A 17,263-nucleotide genomic window follows, 5' to 3' on the forward strand; every position below is an offset into this window, starting at 1 on the left:
ATACAGAGAGGAAAGATGTTATGGAGGGGAATACAAAACGAAAAATAATTCTTTGGAGTATATGGATTTTGGTTATTCCGGCAAGTTTACTACTTGTCTATAACTTCTTTCCTCCTGTAGTAAACGATCCTTGGAATTTAGTAGGTTATACTTTATTTTTTGTATCGATGAGTTTAATGCCGATGAACATCAATGGCGCTTCAACATTTTTGGTGCAATGGGTAACAGTGGCACTTTTCCTTAAATACGGAGTTTTTATCGAAATCGTAGTTTCACAATTAGCGATGTTGATTGTGTTATATCGTAGTCGTACACAAGAAGCTCAATCGTTGCGAATTCCATTTAATTCACTTATGTTTTTTGGTGTTTCGTTAATTGCAGGGTTAACCTATATGGCGATAGGTGGTGAGATTAATTCACTTAACCTGATGCATGTGGTTGTTTTTGGGTTAATATTTCAAGTGGTATCAGTTCTGGTCAATCAAATCATTTTTTACTTGTATGATTCTATAAATGGCAATAAGGGTAAGTTTTTCTCGGTAGATGCGATTTGGGATTTTGTGTTAATGATTGTGATTTTCCCATACGCGATAGCTTTGTATATGTTTGAATCTTATATTGGCGTTGTTGCGTTGCTTTTGTTAGGTATTCCTTTCTTAACAATGACGGTGGTGATGAAGATGTATAACAACTCTGAACAAATCAATATGGACTTGAAAAAAGCGGGAGTCATCGGTCACCAACTTGCCGATCGACTAGAGGCTAGTGAAATATTCGATTTGTTTATCGTAGAAGTCGCGAAATTGTTCAAAGTTGAGTACGCTTATATAATAGATTATCGTGATGGTTTTCAGCAATTTATGCGAATTTATGAAAACGGTCAATTAGAGTCGCGGAATATTCCATCCGTCTCTTATGAAAAGGGAACTGCCGGAAGAGTCATATTGACGGGTGAATCTTTTATTTATAATGAAAAAAGAGATTGGGAAAACTTGGCGACTGGTAATTTGCCAATAGATACTGAAAGCATAATGGCGACGCCGATTGCCCGAAACAATAAAACAGAAGGGGTGCTCGTACTAGCCTCGAAAAAGAAATATGCATTTGCAAAGCATCAATTGAAAATTTTGGATATCCTCAGTACATATTTTGCCGTGTCAATTGAAAAAGCGGGGTATATGCAAAAAGTTATCGCAAAAAGCGAGCGTTGCGGATTAACACGATTGTATAATTACCGCTATTTAGACGAGAGTCTAGAAAAGCATATTCAAGAAATAAAAGAAGGTAAACTAGAACAATTATCCCTCATTATGATGGACATCGATCATTTCAAAAGCATCAATGACCAATACGGACATCAAAGCGGCAATGACATTTTAGTTCAGTTGGCCGACATACTTAGGGAAGAAATTGCCGCAGAAGGTATGGTGGCACGTTACGGTGGCGAAGAATTTGTTGTACTTCTTCGAAACTACAGTAAAGAACTGGCAATGCTGCTTGCTGAAAAACTACGTAAACGCATCGAAACTCATGAATTCCTAATCGAAACTGATTTAGCCAATGAACGTCAACAGCAAATTATCCATATTACAATGAGCATTGGTGTGTCATCTGCGCCAGAAGATAGCGATGAAGGAATGTCATTAATCCGTAACGCCGATCGTGCGCTTTATATCGGCGCAAAACAAGCGGGACGAAATAAAGTTGCGGCATATTCGAAATAAGACTACAGAGGGGCTGATGCCCGGATGTAGTCTTTTTTCCTATTTTGAATATTATATTGTTAATATTTTTAGTAATTTCAGTGAAATTCAGTAGAAAACACTGTTCATTAGGATAGAAAGAATGTAATAATGTAGCTAAGTTGAATTTGGATATAAAGATTCTTTTAATAGGAATAAAAAGGTATATATTAATGTATGTTAGAGGGGGAAGGGCTTATGAACATGAATAACAAAGGATTAAGCTTAGTTGAAGTGCTGGCAGCAGTCGTCATATTGGGCATCCTTTTCGTCGGCATCATGTCCATCTTCCCTCAAATGACTTTATTCAATGCAAAAACAGAAACAAAACTGGATACCATGAACTTGGCTAGACAGGAGATGGCAAAGATAGTGTCTGCCGATAAATGGAAAAAGCAATTGGTCTCAAGTGCCATAACGCCTGATACTGGAATACCGGACTATTTATCTGAGACGAAGATTATTGAAGAAATGGAAGCCCTCAATTATTTGCCTGAATCAGTCAGTACTTCAGATGCTGCAGACCTATTAAGGTTCCAAAAAAAAGACGGCTATTTATATGAAGTAGATATATATGTGAAATGTTTACCGTTCCTGAATCCTACATTGATCAGCGGAGAAGAGCCTGCGCCTGACACATGCAGCAAAATAGAAAAGAAAAAGCTTTATAAGATCCATTTGAAAGTGTTTAAAGAAAGTGAAACGACAAGTGGAAGCTATCGATTAAGCAGCGAAACATTTTCGTTCATTCCTTATACAGCTTATAAAGAAGAAACACCACCAAGCGGGGGTGGCTAAGTTGAAAAAAAATCAGAATGGAATCACCTTGGTCGAGGTATTGGCAGCTCTTGTCCTTGTTTCATTAATTGCAGGCATCGCCTGGACTGCCATATCCATCGGGTTCAAGCATGCTGCAGTTGAGACACAAAAAACACAGATCCAGCAGGATGCCAATCTGATCATTAGCAGTTTAACGGGGGTGCACCGCCGAAGTGCAACTTATTCGTTGGTATTTGAAGCAAATAAAATAAAGGTCACTTCTTGTTCTTCCACTGGAAGCTGCAAAGACGAGGTAATTGACAAATCCTATGATTTTACAGGGACTATGATAAACAATATAGAAGTCGATTCACATGATAGTGCTCCGGATGTTTTTTCTAATATAGAACCTAATAAAAGTCATACGACTCTAAAGCTGGTTCTGACAGATTTGAGCAACTCAAAAAACACAATTATTGTCGAAACGACATTGACTAGAATAATTACCGGTATGAAGTGAATAGAGTAAGGGGGGGGAGCATTCGATGAAAAACCAGCAAGGTTATGCGCTACTTATCGTATTATTGATGGTTGTACTATTTATGGGCATCTCTGCCACCTTTATAGCCGGTTCGCTCAGCAATGCAGCACAAGAACAGACCGTGGATACATCCAACCAATCTGTAGCATCAGCGGAGATGGGCGCAAAATACTTCAGTACGGATTTTGAAAGGGAACTTGAATTGATAAAAATGGAAATCTTCTCGAATACGCAAGAAAGAGTCAATTTGCTGATTTCCTGTATTCAGGTCAAAACAGATAGAAGTTGCGATAACGAAACCAAAATTGCTGCTATAGAAACCAAAATTGATAAAGACATGCGAACACTTTATATGCAAAAAATACTGACGAAAGTAACGGAGCTTGATGCCATGTCAGGTATCGAAATTATTCCTTTTTTAGAAGATCAGATAAAATATGCTGTCGCTTATACAACTGCCAATAAATTGGATAGTGCTGGTGATATTATTACAGATCCGGCGATGCCGGAAGAGACTGTTAAAGCTATAAAAGTTGAAATGGAAATGACAGGTACTTCCAAAGAGATAAGCAGTGGACTAAAAGCTTTCTTTACTATTGAAGTACCGGATACATTTTTGAATGCTTCAGAACCCTTGATCATTGAAACTGAAATTTCGGTGGAAAAAGAAGGCGTCACCTATCAAGATGTTTTCAGCGAGACTATGCCCGCCATAAGTTGTGCTGATCTGGTAACTCAGCTTAAAGTTGCAGGGAATAATATTACCCCACCATACGAATGCAACCTTGGACAAAGTCTTAAAGGGTTGCTGAAATCTATCGAAACTGCGAATTTGGATCCCGAATTATTTAAAGTGTATACCAGCAATTTCACGACTAATATATGTACGGATAATTGCAATTCTCTGGATTTCAAAGGAGTAACGATTGTAGTTAATCCAGAAGATACAGATGCATTCAATAATATGAATAACTTGATCAAAGCCAATCTGCAGGTGAACGGTGAACTGACTGTTGGAAACAACTTGATCAACTTAGGCAAAAATGGTAATAAACAAACAATTATATTAGAAGAATTGAATGTAGGGAACAATATTCAAAACATGTACTATACCAATTTCTTGATTCTTGGTAGAAGAGTTGCCGCGGGTATGCCCGAAAACGTGTCGAGAATCCGTTGGGGCCAAAATTTCGAAGTCGATAATTATTCGAATCTTTGTATCGATATCGATAAAATTCTACCCGCCGATCTTGAGCGGTTATCTGAAAAAATTAAATTCACCAATAGCGGAAAGATGATCTACTTTACAAAATACTCCGGAAAAAATTTCGAATTGACTGGGAAAATCAACGGTAAATCGGGAGAAGAAAGAACAGGACTCTATGTCAAGAGAATGGATGATTACACAACTTTCTTGAATGCCTGTGGTGTAACACTAAAGGATACAGTTACAGAGTCAACGGAAGTGGCTGTTCCTAATGTTTTAGACCCCGAATTCGATTTCGAAGTGGAATACTGATTTATTAACAACAGCCAGACAAACAGGAGGATTTACATGATACGCATACTGATTTTCGTCATTCTGGCGGCAGTGGTTTTGCCGCTTACTTATCTACTTTTCAAACAGGTGCCGCTCGCCAAGCGGATGACCATTGCCGGTGGCGGGATTGCGGCTGCGGGGATTGCGATACTGATGCAGGGAGCATATGCCTGGTACATAGTGGCTTTGGCTTTGCTCGGGGTATCATTTTTGGCCGCGTTCGTCTACATGAAGCTGGTTGAAAAAGAGCAAAGGGAAAAGCTGCGCCTTGTGGAAGAACGCCGAGAACTCAAACAGCAAAAAACGAAAACATATTTAGCGACAACTGAAGAAACGCCAGCAGCGCCAGTATCCACTGAAAAGCCGAAACCGTTCGGCATGCAGTCGATTGATGCCGAGCGAGAGGAGATTACCCGTGGATAATAAATTATTTGGATTGACTTTTGCGGCCGTTTTCGGCTTAGCGCTATTCGTATTCGGAGCGACCAACGCCGGCGCTTACGCTGTAGACAACTGGCTGTTTCCGACAGAGGAATTCGGCGACAACACCTATATTGGCACAACCGATGTTTCCAATATGGAAGTGGAATCGGCGAAGATGATGTTTGCCGGTCAGTCGGAGACGTGGCGCGCAGATGCCGAACTCCAAGTCACTTACCAGGATGCAATGGCTACATACCCGCTTGAAAATGCCGAAATCCTATTGGATGAAACTGTCCGCAATGCCGAGACCGGCTCGCAGAACAGCTTTGTCTTTCAACTGTCCACTGATACGACGCGGGCGTTTTTAGCCGATCATTTCCCGGTTGCCGCTTTTTCTGAAGAGGACGTTGAAGCCATCAATGGAAAGTTGGAAACAGCGCTTCAAGGCGGACAGAAAAAAACGCAGGTTGCCATCAGCGACGACAGCCTGAGTGTGGCGCGTGAAAAAGTGGCGGATATTGTCTTTCCTACCCTTTTTTCAAGCTTGGACAGCGCAACGGTCATTGATGCCTTGAACGGTATTCAACTGGCACCCGGAAGCCAATTTTCCTTTCTTGAATTTATTGCGGAGCTTCCGCTGACCAGTGTCAGTGATGGGGAACTGACGCAAATCGCTTCTGCGGTCTACGGCGCATTGCTGCAGACCAATTTCCTGGTGGATGAGCGGAGCATCGGTTCACAAGTGCCGGCTTCTATTCCGCTCGGGCAGGAAGCGGCAATCAACCGCCAGCTCGGCATCGATTTTGTTTTCACGAACCCAAATAGCAGTTCATTCACTTTGAATATGTCAAAAACGAGTGATTCCTTGAATGCATCCATCAGTGGCTACCCATTCCTATACGCCTACGCCATCGGCATTACGGAAGAAACCGATATACAGCCGCGTTTGATCAAGCAATACAGTGCATTTGTGATGAGCGGCAATCAAGTCAAAGAAAAAGGACAGCTTGGAAAACGCCTGAATGTCATCCGGACGATTCTGGAAGACGATGAGCCGTTGGAAGTCGAGACGGTATCAAATGATTTCTATCCGCCCGTCCACCGTGTAGAAGTCTATCCACTCACGCAGCCTGCAGCACCGGAAGCCGCAGTTCCAGTCGCCGGTGAACCTGAATTCATCGATGCCAATGGAGACGGCATCCATGACGGGACAGCCACGACGCCGATAGCGGGACAACCGGACTTTGTTGATGCGAACGGTGATGGAATCCACGATGACCCGACAAAAGCACCGACTTCCGGACAACCCGGATTCATCGATGCCAATGGAGACGGCGTACACGATGTACCGGCAACAACTGATCCGACAAAAAATTTGGATAAAACCGATGAAAATCTTGTCTATGATAAAGGTGGCAACTTAGTCACGGAGTAAGTGTACGGAAGGAGAGATCGAATTGGCAGTTGTCAGAAGAAGGTTAGGCGATATATTGGTCGAACAGGGGTTATTGACGGAAGTGGACTTGCAGGAAACGCTGAATGGCAAACAGAATGATCAAAAACTCGGTGACGCCTTGCTTCAGCGTGGCATCATCACTGAGCAGCAATTGATCGAGACACTGGAAGTGCAGCTGGGCATTCCGCATGTTTCACTATTCCGCTATCCGTTCGATCCGATGCTTTTTAATGTCGTCCCGAAGGAATTTGCCAAGCGTAAGTTACTGGTGCCTTTAAAGACAGAAGGCGACCGACTGTTTATCGCGATGACCGACCCGACGGATTTTATCACCATCGATGATCTTCGGTTGACGACCGGTTTCCTAATTGAGCCAACGATCGCTTCTAAAGAAGACATCATCAAGACCATTGCGAAATACTATGATGAAGAATCCTATGACGAGCTACTGGAGGAATTGCCGCAGGCGGCAGAAGAACAGCAAAGCGATTTGAATGATCTGGATGCGCCGATTGTCCGGTTGGTCAACCAAATCCTGTCGAACGCCGTTTCGCAAAAAGCCAGCGATGTCCACTTTGACCCACAGGAAAACCGCATTCTGGTGCGTTACCGGATTGACGGCACACTCCGCACCGAACGGATTCTGCCAAAGACCATGCAGCAGATGATCACCGCACGTATCAAGATTCTGGCGAATTTGGACATTACTGAAAACCGGATTCCACAGGATGGCCGCATCAAGACCACGGTCGATTTCCGTGCCATCGATTTGCGCGTGTCGTCGTTGCCGACCGTTTTCGGGGAGAAGATCGTTATGCGGATTTTGGACTTGAGCCAAAACCTCACCGATATTTCCAAACTCGGTTTTAATAGCTTGAACATGGAACGTTTTATGCACGAAATCGACAAACCGAACGGCATCATCCTCATTTCCGGTCCGACGGGATCAGGGAAATCGTCGACGCTGTATGCGGCGCTGAACAAGCTCAATTCCGAAGAAGTCAATATCATCACCGTAGAAGACCCGGTTGAGTACCAGCTTGAAGGCATCAACCAGATCCAGGTAAACGCTAATGTCGGGCTGACCTTTGCGGCCGGGCTGCGGTCGATCTTGCGCCAGGATCCGGACATCGTCATGGTCGGGGAAATCCGCGACAAGGAAACGGCCGACATTTCCATACGGGCTTCCTTGACCGGACATTTAGTCCTCAGCACCATCCATACCAACGATTCGATCGCGTCGATCACCCGCCTGATGGATATGGGCATCGAGCCGTTTCTCGTAACGGCTTCGCTGAACGCCGTTGTGGCGCAGCGTTTGATACGCCGGGTTTGCCGAGATTGTCGGGAAATTCAGCCGGCAACTGTGCGCGAACAAGCGATTTTCGCCAAACGCGGCATCTCCATCGAGACCATTGCGCGCGGCACAGGCTGTCCGCAATGCAATATGAGTGGCTATAAAGGCCGCATGGCGATCCACGAAGTGCTGGTGGTGGACGAAGCCATCAAAGACGTCATCAATCGTGGCGGCACCGCAGCGGAAATCCGTGAAATCGCCATTCAGAATAAAACCATTTTCCTCATCGACGACGGATTATTAAAAGTAAAGGAGGGCATGACAACGACGGAAGAAGTACTTCGCGTTGCCATGACAGACTAGCCTATGCCTACTACAACATTTATCGATCACATATTGACTGAAGCCAAAGAACGCAATGTCTCCGATATCCACATGACCACCGGCATCCCGCCTATTTTCCGGATGAACGGCACCTTGATCCAGTTTGGCGACAAAAAGCTGATGCCGGACGACACGATGGCCATCGCCAAAGCGTTGATGCCGGAATCCTTGTGGGACACCTTCCTGGAAAAAGGCGAGATGGATTATTCCTACTCGATTCCCGGCGTAGCACGTTACCGCGTCAACTCATTCCATCAGCGCGGTTCGATTTCGCACGCCTTCCGGACGATCCCTTCTCGAATCCCGTCAATCGACGACCTGCAGATGCCGGATACCTTGAAAAAGCTTGCCGATACGCATCAAGGGCTGATTCTCGTGACGGGTCCGACCGGTTCCGGTAAGTCGACAACGCTCGCCGCCATGATCCGTTATATGAATGAACACATGACCAAACACATCATCACCTTGGAAGATCCGATCGAGTACATGCACCGCCATGGCACATCGGTCATCGACCAGCGCGAAGTCGGCTTTGATACCAACTCGTTTGCCAATGGCTTGCGTGCGGCATTGCGGCAGGATCCCGATGTCATCCTGGTAGGTGAGATGCGGGATCTGGAAACGATCACTACCGCCATCACCGCTGCTGAAACCGGCCACTTGGTCATGGGCACGCTGCATACTTCGAGCGCCGCTTCTACCATCGAGCGGATTATAGACGTTTTCCCGCATGAACAACATGCCCAGATTCGGACGCAGCTCGGCGGTATCATCAAAGCCGTCATTTCCCAGCGTTTGTTGCCGACGGCTGACGGCAAAGGGCGGGTTGCTGCAACCGAAATCATGATTTCCAATCCAGCCATCGCCAACCTGATCCGCTCCGAGAAAGTCCACCAGATCCCGAACGTCATCCTGACCAACCGGGCGTCCGGCATGCACATGATGGAAACGTCGGTTCAGGAGCTGCTGAAAAAAGGCAAGATCACACGTGAAATCGCCCAGCCATACTTGAAAGGAGCGGAATAACGTGGCCCGTTACAAATACGAAGGTCGCGACCGCAAAAAGATCCGGACCGGCATCGCTGTCGCCAACAGCCGAAAAGAAGCTGTGGCGAAACTGAGGGATGAAGGCATCCGTGTCATCGAAATCCGCGAAATGCCGGTGACTACCTTGCAAAAAGACATCACGTTCGGCAATCCGGTCAAACGCGACCAGTTTATCATGTTCCTGCGCCAGTTTTCGACCTTGATGCGCGCAGGCGTGACCATCGTCGATTCGATCCATATCCTGTCCCAGCAAGTCGAATCCAAAGCGCTGCGAAAAGCCTTGTCGGAAATTGCCGAAGAACTGCGAAAAGGAAATTCCTTGTCCGACTCGCTGGCGAAATATCCGAAGATTTTCGAGCCACTGACCATCAACCTGGTCAAAGCAGGAGAGATGTCCGGGAACATCGACGACTCGCTGGAAAGCTTGGCTATTCATTACGATAAAGCTTATCAGACCAAACAGAAAGTGGTTTCGGCCATGTCCTATCCTGTTGTCGTCGGCGTCCTCGCAATCGGTGTCGTCATTTTCCTGTTGTCTTCCATCGTCCCGATGTTTGCCGATATGTTCGAAGGCTTTGGTGGTGAGCTGCCGATGATCACCCAGATTGTCATGGGCGCATCCGACTTTGTCATGGGCTATTGGTATTTGCTGTTGCTGGGTGGCTTCGGAATCGCCGCAGTCATTTGGCTGATGCGCAAGGATCCAAGAGGCAATATGATTCTCGACACCATGCTGCTGAAGATTCCCATTTTCGGCAAGATCCTGCAGAAGTCGGCTCTTGCCCGGTTGACCAGAACTTTGAGTTCGTTGTTTTCCAGCTCCGTGCCGATCCTGCAATGTTTAACAATGACCGAAAAAGTCGTCGGCAACGCAGTCATGTCAAAAGTCATCTTGGCGTCACGCGATTCACTCGAACGCGGCGGTTCCTTAACCGAGCCGATGCGCAAGCACTGGGCATTTCCGCCGCTTATTCCGCATATGATTGCGATTGGAGAACAAACGGGTTCGTTAGATCATATGCTCAGTAAAGTAGCGGAATTCTACGAAAAAGAAGTGGAAGCAGAAACCGATCGCTTAAAAGCATTGATTGAACCTTTAATGATTGTTTTCTTAGCCACTATTGTCGGGACTATAGTACTTGCTATTATGATGCCGATGTTCGAAATGTTCCAAAATGTAGATAAATTATAAGCCTCAAACAAAATTTTTATTAAAAATACATGTTATTTTCAAATAAAAACTATTGCAAAAATTAGTACTATTGTTATAATTAACACATACTCAAAGTAGTATAAAAAAGTAAAAAAATAGGGGGAAAGAAAATGAAAAAATATCTTCAGAAGAAATTGAATAACGAAAAAGGGATGACGTTAATCGAGCTTTTGGCAGTTATCGTTATCATCGCGATTATTGCAGCGATTGCTATTCCGGCGATTGGGAATATTATTGAGAATAGTCGTTATGGAGCAGTGAAGTCAGACTTTCAAAATGCTTTAGCGGCAGCAAATTTATATATTGCAGAAGAAGGAACAGATCCAACTGATTTGGATTCTTTATCCGAGTATATCGAAGATGCTGGTTCATTAATTGATGTTACTATTAGTAGGGTTACTACTGCTGCAGGTGATACTGCGGGAGCTGATGAAGGAAGCCTGGAAATTTTAGGTAGTTTTGATTTGAATGGCACTACTGAATCATTAACGGTTGCGCAAACGAACGCTGAATTGAGTGAAATGTCTGCAGCTGAGTTTAAGGATTTAATACAAAACTAATTTTTTAAAAGAATCTATACTATTTAAGTCCAACCTGTAGGAGCTGAAAAAATGGCCTTATCGTTTTTATCGAGAAAAGCACGCGTCGTCACCATTACAATAGAAGAAGACGCGATTCGTCATGTCGACTTGAAATCCTCTTTGCCGATCGAGCTGAATTGTGCGGAAGAAATTTTTCTTCCCGCAGGCATCATCGAAGAGGGCAAAATTGTCGACGCGGAAGCGCTGGCCTCGGAACTCGGTAAGGCTGTCAATCAGTGGGGTCTCTCTAAGAAGTCAGTCCGCTTCCTCGCCCCTGACGAATTCGTTATTATCCGCAAAGTACCATACCCCGAAGATGTTGAAGCTGATGAATTGAAAGGCCATTTCTTCATTGAAATCGGTTCGACGCTTTACCTGCCCTTTGAAGATCCCGTCTTTGATGTGGTGCCGTACCATCCGGAAGAAGAACAGCCGGAAGCGATCATCATCGCCTCTAAAGAATCGATCATGCAGTCCTACGAGGACGTTTTTGACGAGGTAAAATTAAAAGCGGTCGTAGCTGACATCACGCCGCTCGCCCTATATCGCTTGGGCTATCTGCAGCATGATTTCCAGGATGACGAGCACATCATGCTCATCGACCTGCAGTCGAAAAAGATGACCGTCTCGATATTCCATGAACATTTTCCGATGTTCATGCGACCGGTCGATCTGGAAGTCGAAGATCCAGACGCGGCAGACCGTACCGCCGTGATGGAGACGATTGAAATCGAAGCCGAAAAACTGGCGAACTTTTACCGCTACAATATGAACAGCGGGGAAATCGGCATTACGAAAATCATCTGCAACGGTGAATTTTACGACTGGCAGACCTTCCAGCAAAGCCTGGAAACACGCTTCCAAATTCCGGTCCTGCCGCTTGTCATCGATGTTATTCCGTGCGGCGACGAAAAAGATGTTTCAAGACGCTTTAACCGGGCCATCGGTCTTGCGCTGAAAGAGGTGTAAAGTTTTATGTTGGTCGATATTAACCTGTTACCGCAAAAAGAACGGGACCGTCCCGCTTTTCTCATTGCGGCGATTTCAATTTTACTGACGGCTGTTATCATCTGGGCGGTTTTGGCGTTTCTGGCCGGCTCCCATGAAAAGGAACAAGCGGTCCTTGCCGCGCAATCCGTGCAGGTCGCTACTGAACAAGAAGCCATCCGCACTCGATTAGAAGCAGCGCAAGGCATGAATGAAGAACAGCAATTAAAAGCCACCGTCGACTGGGCAGAGGGCTATCAATTCGATACCGTTCCGTTATTGAAAGAACTGGTATCCATCCTGCCGGCACGAGGCTTTTTTGACAGCTTTTCCTATACCGGCCTGGACCAGGCAATCTTGTCGGTCCAGTTCGATACCGCACGCGAAGCCGCTTATTATTTGGCTCAGCTAAAAACATCTGAACTGATCGAGTCAGCAACGCTCGACAGTGTGGCACAAAACGAAATTGATACTACTGAAACTGAAGAAGGCGTTGTTGTCCAAGAAGCCGTTATCCAGGAAATGCCCCGCTATATTGCGACATATACAATCATCTTTGTCGATGAGCGCATTCCGACAGACGATAGCGCAGTTCCTGTAGAAGGCGAAGCAGTAACCGAAGCGCCTGCAGAAGAAGCTGTTGAACAACCGGCGGAAGATGTGAAAGTGGACGTTGAAGTCAACACCGAAACCAGAGCACCTGCCGAAACAGTCGAACCGGCTGAAACCGCTCCAGCAGAAACAGGAGGGGATGGCCAATGAGCAGCTTATCGAAAAGCCAGAAAGAAAAAGGGTTGATTGTGTTAGCCATCATCTTCCTGTTGGCGCTCGCAGCGTATTCGTATTTCTCCCTGTATGCACCAGCAAAAGAAGCACGGCTTCAAGCTGAACAGATGTTGAGTTCTGAACGTGACGTTTTGATCGGGTTACAGACACAGCTGAAGGAATTACCGGAAGGCGAAAAGATCAGCACCAGCGATTTGCAGCAGAAAGTTTCCGTTGAATCCTTGACCGAGCAGATTGTCCTGCAGATCGAACAGGCAGAATTGATTTCGGATACACTGGTCGACAATATCGGCATTACCGAAGGCCTCGTTGAAATGCCGGTGCCGGTTGAAGGGCTTGAGAACCTTCAGGAAGTGCTGACGACCGTCACCATCAAAGCCGATGACTACCAGGAGATCACCACTTTCATCACAGAAGTCGAAGCGATGGAGCGCATCATGATCGTCGAAGCCATTGATTTTGGATCTAACGAAGAAGTCACCGCAGCCGACCAAGTGGCTGAAGCAATCGATGTCAACGTCACTTTTTCTGCTTACTTTCGTCCGGATCTGATTGCATTAGTCGACACATTGCCAAAAGTCGATGCTCCGGCACCGGCAGGCAAAAACAATCCTTTGCCGCAAAACAATGGCTTGGCTCTTGCTGAAGAGGAAGATTTTGAAGAAGCCGCAGATGTCGATGTAACCGTTGAAGTCAATGTCGATGAAAACGTATCAGCATCTGAAGACGAATGAATGATGGAGAGAAATCATTGTGATTTCTCTCTTTTTGGTAGAGTTGGGTGAACGGGCTCTTTTTGGAGAAGGTTTAGACCGTCCGGCAAATAAAATAATGTATTCTGCAAACAAACTAGATTATTCCGCAAACAAAAGCTCTGTTGATCGCATTTCGCCTGCGCAATACATGGATTTAGTCTTCGGTTGGCCTCTTGGAAGCGTCCGCCTTATGCAAGTTCTTCAACCACCAAAAAATTTAAGCGAAGAGGGTTTCTATGGTACTGACTTATTCTATTTTCTTTTCACTGTTTGGTCTCGTTTTCGGTTCATTTTTTAACGTAGTCGGGCTGCGTGTGCCGAAAAAAGAGTCGATTGCATATCCACCTTCACATTGTACGAATTGCGATCGCCGTTTAACTGCGATAGATTTGGTGCCAGTTTTTTCTTATCTTTTCTTAAAAGGGAAATGCCGTACATGTAGCTCGAGCATTCACTGGGTTTATCCTTTAATGGAAGCCATCACTGGAATTTTATTTGTTGCATCTTATTTAGTTTTTGGCTTTACGCCGGAATTGATCGTAGCGATCTTGTTTGTTTCGCTACTAGTTATCATTACTGTGTCTGATATTGCATATATGCTAATTCCTGACAAAGTATTATTGCCGTTTGCGGTTGTGCTGCTCGGCTTGCGTTTTGTGATTCCACTTGAGCCTTGGTGGAATAGTTTGCTTGGGGCAGTGATTGGATTTTCGCTGCTGTTTTTAATCGCTATTGTTTCTAAAGGCGGTATGGGTGGTGGCGATATCAAATTGTTTTTTGTTATCGGTTTAGTGCTTGGTTTAAGTGGGACGTTGATGACGCTATTTTTCGCATCGTTTATTGGTGCGATTGTGGGCATTATTCAATTGCGTGTCACGAAAAAAGGACGCAAATCACCGATTCCGTTTGGTCCGTCTATTGCAGCCGCAGCAATCATTGTGTATTTCTGGGGTGAAGGAATTCTTACATGGTACATGAATTTTCTAGGATGAAGCTAAGGCTTCATCTTTTTTATTTGTATATCCGTAGTGGCGCTTAGGGCATAGCTCTCGCAAAGAGCCAGGAAGAGCATCTGTCTCTTTTCTTCGCTTAGCCCATGGACGCGCCACTACTATATTAAGGTTTGGTATATGTCTTACGATAATAATATTGCCCAATGTAGGTTTTAATTAAATCAGAATTATCAACACCTATACAAAGCGTTTTAAGACTTAGAGAACAACCAAATCTCATTTTTCACCAAGCAAATCAAAGCAAAAATCATTTTTCGTCATTTGTTTTCACGTTTCCAAGAATGGTATGATTCTTGAAAAAAGGAGAGATTCCCTTATGAAATTTAAATCCGATTTCCCGATCATACTCGCTTCACAATCGCCACGTCGCCAAGAACTGCTTGGCATGCTTGGTGTTGATTTTACTATTGTACCAAGCACGAAAGACGAACCGGATCCGCAGCAATTTCAAACAGCGCTTGGTTATGTGTTAGCTTGCGCTGCACAAAAAGCACAGGAAGTGGCAGCTGGAAAAAGAGATAGCGTCGTTATTGGTTCGGATACAATTGTGGTATTAGATGAAGAGATTTTATTAAAACCGAAAAGCAAAGAACAAGCAAAAAGCTATTTACAAAAATTGTCTGGCAACACGCATCACGTCATCACTGCGGTAACGGTCGTTCAAGGAGATAGCGAGTTATCGTTTCATGAAACAGTTCAAGTAACATTTTTTGATTTGCCTGAAGCGTGGATTGACGCTTATATCAATACAGAAGATCCGTATGACAAAGCGGGTGCTTATGGCATTCAAACGGTATCTGGGTTGTTTGTTAAAGAAATCAATGGTGATTACAATGCGGTCGTCGGGTTACCAGTTGCTGCTTTAACGCAAAAATTAAATGCTGCTGGGTTTATTTCGTTAGAAGGGAGTGGTGTTCGATGCTAAACGAAACGCCATTAATGATTCGTGATGTGCACATTACAGACCGCCCCCGTGAACGGTTGATGAACCAGGGGGCGGCAGCGTTATCCAATCAAGAGCTAATCGCGATATTACTGCGCACTGGCAGTCGACAAGAGTCAGTCTTGCATTTAGCAAATCGCGTGCTTACTCATTTTGAACACATTCAAGAATTGAAAAACGCTACGATCGAAGAAATGGTGGCGATCAATGGCATCGGACAAGCAAAAGCGGTGCAATTACTCGCAGCAGTCGAACTTGGTCGGCGTTTGTCTTCAAAACAAACCGATACAAAATTTACCATTCGTTCGCCAAAAGACGCCGCTTCTTATTTAATGGCGGATATGACCTCGCTCAAGCAAGAACATTTTGTTGTGTTATTCCTCAATATTAAAAATCAAGTTATGCACAGACAAACAATTTTTGTTGGCAGCTTGAATGCTTCTATCGTTCATCCTCGAGAAATCTTCCGTGAAGCGGTCCGTCGTTCTACAGCTTCAATTGTTTGCGCACATAATCATCCGTCTGGTAATCCAGCACCTTCCCCTGAAGATATTGAAGTCACCAAACGACTAGTTGAAGCGGGCAGTATTATTGGGATCGAATTACTCGATCACGTTATAATTGGTGACCACCAATTCATTTCGTTGAAAGAAAAGGGGTTCATGTAGCACTGTTTATTTTTTTTCTTTTCGTCTATAATGATTGGTATTGTGTCTTCGCAATTGTAGAGGTGCAGCTGTTTAAAAGAAGGGACGAAAAACTTTGTTTGGATTTGGTTCAAAAGATGTTGGAATAGACTTAGGTACGGCAAATACATTGGTGTATATTAAAGGCAAGGGTATTGTTCTTCGCGAACCTTCTGTTGTCATTAAAAATAAAACGACTGGCGAAATTGTAGCAGTCGGTAGCAAAGCTAAAAATATGATGGGGCGTACAGCAAGTTCGATTATTGCTGTGCGTCCAATGCGTGACGGCGTGATTGCCGATTACGATACGACGTTAACGATGATCAAGTATAATCTTGTTGAAGCGTTTCGAGCAGTCGGTAGTAAATGGAAAACAGGGACGGTCATGATATGTGTTCCTTTTGGCATTACTTCAGTGGAACAACGAGCAGTATTAAATGCTGCTCGTTCAGCTGGAGCGCGTGAAGCTTATACAATTGAAGAGCCTTTCGCTGCGGCGATTGGAGCAGATTTGCCAGTATGGGAACCTGTTGGCAGTATGGTCGTCGATATTGGGGGCGGAACTACGGAAGTCGCGGTTATTTCACTAGGTGGAATCGTTTCGAGCGAATCGATTCGTGTTGCTGGAGATGCTTTGGATACAGAAATTATCCAGTATATCCGTAAAGCCTATAAAGTGTTAATTGGCGAAAGAACGGCTGAAGCACTCAAAATCGGCATCGGTTCTGCGGCTATTATGGAAGCCTCTGAAAAAGATGTGTCTATGGAAATTCGTGGGCGTGATTTAGTAACAGGATTTCCGAAAACCTTACAAATCACGGCTGGTGAAATCGCAGAAGCGTTGAGCGAACCAGTAGCTGATATGTTAGCCGGGATTAAAGCCGCGCTTGAGAAAACGCCGCCTGAATTGAGTGCAGATATTATCGAAAACGGGATGGTGTTGACCGGTGGAGGAGCATTACTTAAAAACCTCGATCGTGTGATTTCAAGGGAAACATCGATGCCGGTATCTATCGCTGAAAATCCATTAGACTGTGTTGCACTTGGCACAGGCAAGGCGCTTGAGAATAGGGACAAATTCCGACGTCAGTTATCAATTAAATAAGGAGG

Annotated in this window: 17 protein-coding genes; all 17 read left to right on the forward strand. The window is 44.7% G+C overall.

Going from position 1 to position 17,263, the window contains the following annotated elements:
• The first annotated feature begins 20 nt into the window (after window positions 1–20).
• The 17 genes from BBI08_RS06960 to BBI08_RS07040 all read left to right on the forward strand — a co-directional run bounded on the left by BBI08_RS06960 (window position 21) and on the right by BBI08_RS07040 (window position 17,258).
• The gene (locus BBI08_RS06960; RefSeq protein WP_065527895.1) at window positions 21–1,724 is read left to right on the forward strand and encodes a sensor domain-containing diguanylate cyclase; all 1,704 of its coding nucleotides are present in this window, start codon (window positions 21–23) and stop codon (window positions 1,722–1,724) included.
• 216 nt (window positions 1,725–1,940) lie between these two features.
• Window positions 1,941–2,540: a type IV pilus modification PilV family protein gene (locus BBI08_RS06965; RefSeq protein WP_065527896.1), complete on the forward strand. Its 600-nt coding sequence runs from the start codon at window positions 1,941–1,943 to the stop codon at window positions 2,538–2,540.
• A 1-nt stretch (window position 2,541) separates the two neighbouring features.
• Window positions 2,542–3,021 carry a type II secretion system protein gene (locus BBI08_RS06970; protein ID WP_065527897.1) on the forward strand — a complete coding sequence of 160 codons (480 nt, stop codon included), beginning with the start codon at window positions 2,542–2,544 and terminating at the stop codon, window positions 3,019–3,021.
• Window positions 3,022–3,046: 25 nt separating this feature from the next.
• Window positions 3,047–4,561 (forward strand): hypothetical protein, encoded by a 1,515-nt coding sequence (locus tag BBI08_RS06975; RefSeq protein WP_008498908.1) that lies wholly within the window; start codon window positions 3,047–3,049, stop codon window positions 4,559–4,561.
• A gap of 36 nt (window positions 4,562–4,597) precedes the next feature.
• Entirely contained in the window at window positions 4,598–5,005 is a 408-nt protein-coding gene (locus BBI08_RS06980; RefSeq protein WP_065527898.1) for a hypothetical protein, read from the forward strand.
• Window positions 4,998–6,440 carry a VanW family protein gene (locus BBI08_RS06985; protein ID WP_065527899.1) on the forward strand — a complete coding sequence of 481 codons (1,443 nt, stop codon included), beginning with the start codon at window positions 4,998–5,000 and terminating at the stop codon, window positions 6,438–6,440. The genes BBI08_RS06980 and BBI08_RS06985 overlap by 8 nt, the downstream gene beginning before the upstream one ends.
• 22 nt (window positions 6,441–6,462) lie before the next feature.
• Complete coding sequence (locus BBI08_RS06990) at window positions 6,463–8,121, forward strand: GspE/PulE family protein (RefSeq protein WP_008498912.1); 1,659 nt, start codon at window positions 6,463–6,465, stop codon at window positions 8,119–8,121.
• A 3-nt stretch (window positions 8,122–8,124) separates the two neighbouring features.
• Window positions 8,125–9,168: a type IV pilus twitching motility protein PilT gene (locus BBI08_RS06995; RefSeq protein ID WP_008498913.1), complete on the forward strand. Its 1,044-nt coding sequence runs from the start codon at window positions 8,125–8,127 to the stop codon at window positions 9,166–9,168.
• A 1-nt stretch (window position 9,169) separates the two neighbouring features.
• Window positions 9,170–10,381: a type II secretion system F family protein gene (locus BBI08_RS07000; RefSeq protein ID WP_008498914.1), complete on the forward strand. Its 1,212-nt coding sequence runs from the start codon at window positions 9,170–9,172 to the stop codon at window positions 10,379–10,381.
• 131 nt (window positions 10,382–10,512) lie between these two features.
• The gene (locus BBI08_RS07005; protein WP_008498915.1) at window positions 10,513–10,962 is read left to right on the forward strand and encodes a prepilin-type N-terminal cleavage/methylation domain-containing protein; all 450 of its coding nucleotides are present in this window, start codon (window positions 10,513–10,515) and stop codon (window positions 10,960–10,962) included.
• 51 nt (window positions 10,963–11,013) lie between these two features.
• Window positions 11,014–11,952 (forward strand): type IV pilus biogenesis protein PilM, encoded by a 939-nt coding sequence (pilM, locus tag BBI08_RS07010; protein ID WP_008498916.1) that lies wholly within the window; start codon window positions 11,014–11,016, stop codon window positions 11,950–11,952.
• 168 nt (window positions 11,953–12,120) lie between these two features.
• The gene (locus BBI08_RS07015; protein ID WP_237146580.1) at window positions 12,121–12,732 is read left to right on the forward strand and encodes a fimbrial assembly protein; all 612 of its coding nucleotides are present in this window, start codon (window positions 12,121–12,123) and stop codon (window positions 12,730–12,732) included.
• A complete protein-coding gene (locus BBI08_RS07020; protein WP_065527900.1) occupies window positions 12,729–13,490 on the forward strand; it encodes a pilus assembly protein PilO in 762 nt (253 codons plus the stop codon). The genes BBI08_RS07015 and BBI08_RS07020 overlap by 4 nt, the downstream gene beginning before the upstream one ends.
• A gap of 257 nt (window positions 13,491–13,747) precedes the next feature.
• Complete coding sequence (locus BBI08_RS07025) at window positions 13,748–14,503, forward strand: prepilin peptidase (RefSeq protein ID WP_065527901.1); 756 nt, start codon at window positions 13,748–13,750, stop codon at window positions 14,501–14,503.
• A gap of 337 nt (window positions 14,504–14,840) precedes the next feature.
• The gene (locus BBI08_RS07030) at window positions 14,841–15,449 is read left to right on the forward strand and encodes a Maf family protein (RefSeq protein ID WP_008498919.1); all 609 of its coding nucleotides are present in this window, start codon (window positions 14,841–14,843) and stop codon (window positions 15,447–15,449) included.
• Entirely contained in the window at window positions 15,443–16,135 is a 693-nt protein-coding gene (radC, locus tag BBI08_RS07035; RefSeq protein ID WP_008498920.1) for a RadC family protein, read from the forward strand. The genes BBI08_RS07030 and radC overlap by 7 nt, the downstream gene beginning before the upstream one ends.
• Before the next feature lie 94 nt (window positions 16,136–16,229).
• Complete coding sequence (locus BBI08_RS07040) at window positions 16,230–17,258, forward strand: rod shape-determining protein (RefSeq protein ID WP_008498921.1); 1,029 nt, start codon at window positions 16,230–16,232, stop codon at window positions 17,256–17,258.
• Window positions 17,259–17,263 lie beyond the last annotated feature (5 nt).

Source organism: Planococcus halocryophilus (assembly GCF_001687585.2).
Classification (GTDB): Bacteria; Bacillota; Bacilli; order Bacillales_A; family Planococcaceae; genus Planococcus; species Planococcus halocryophilus.

What these genes read in the sequence shown, in the direction of transcription:
- BBI08_RS06960 (WP_065527895.1), top strand. Translation starts at nt 21, where the DNA reads ATGGAGGGGAATACAAAACGAAAAATAATTCTTTGGAGTATATGGATT.
- BBI08_RS06965 (WP_065527896.1), top strand. Translation starts at nt 1,941, where the DNA reads ATGAACATGAATAACAAAGGATTAAGCTTAGTTGAAGTGCTGGCAGCA.
- BBI08_RS06975 (WP_008498908.1), top strand. Translation starts at nt 3,047, where the DNA reads ATGAAAAACCAGCAAGGTTATGCGCTACTTATCGTATTATTGATGGTT.
- BBI08_RS06980 (WP_065527898.1), top strand. Translation starts at nt 4,598, where the DNA reads ATGATACGCATACTGATTTTCGTCATTCTGGCGGCAGTGGTTTTGCCG.
- BBI08_RS06995 (WP_008498913.1), top strand. Translation starts at nt 8,125, where the DNA reads ATGCCTACTACAACATTTATCGATCACATATTGACTGAAGCCAAAGAA.
- BBI08_RS07005 (WP_008498915.1), top strand. Translation starts at nt 10,513, where the DNA reads ATGAAAAAATATCTTCAGAAGAAATTGAATAACGAAAAAGGGATGACG.
- pilM (WP_008498916.1), top strand. Translation starts at nt 11,014, where the DNA reads ATGGCCTTATCGTTTTTATCGAGAAAAGCACGCGTCGTCACCATTACA.
- BBI08_RS07020 (WP_065527900.1), top strand. Translation starts at nt 12,729, where the DNA reads ATGAGCAGCTTATCGAAAAGCCAGAAAGAAAAAGGGTTGATTGTGTTA.
- BBI08_RS07025 (WP_065527901.1), top strand. Translation starts at nt 13,748, where the DNA reads ATGGTACTGACTTATTCTATTTTCTTTTCACTGTTTGGTCTCGTTTTC.
- BBI08_RS07030 (WP_008498919.1), top strand. Translation starts at nt 14,841, where the DNA reads ATGAAATTTAAATCCGATTTCCCGATCATACTCGCTTCACAATCGCCA.
- radC (WP_008498920.1), top strand. Translation starts at nt 15,443, where the DNA reads ATGCTAAACGAAACGCCATTAATGATTCGTGATGTGCACATTACAGAC.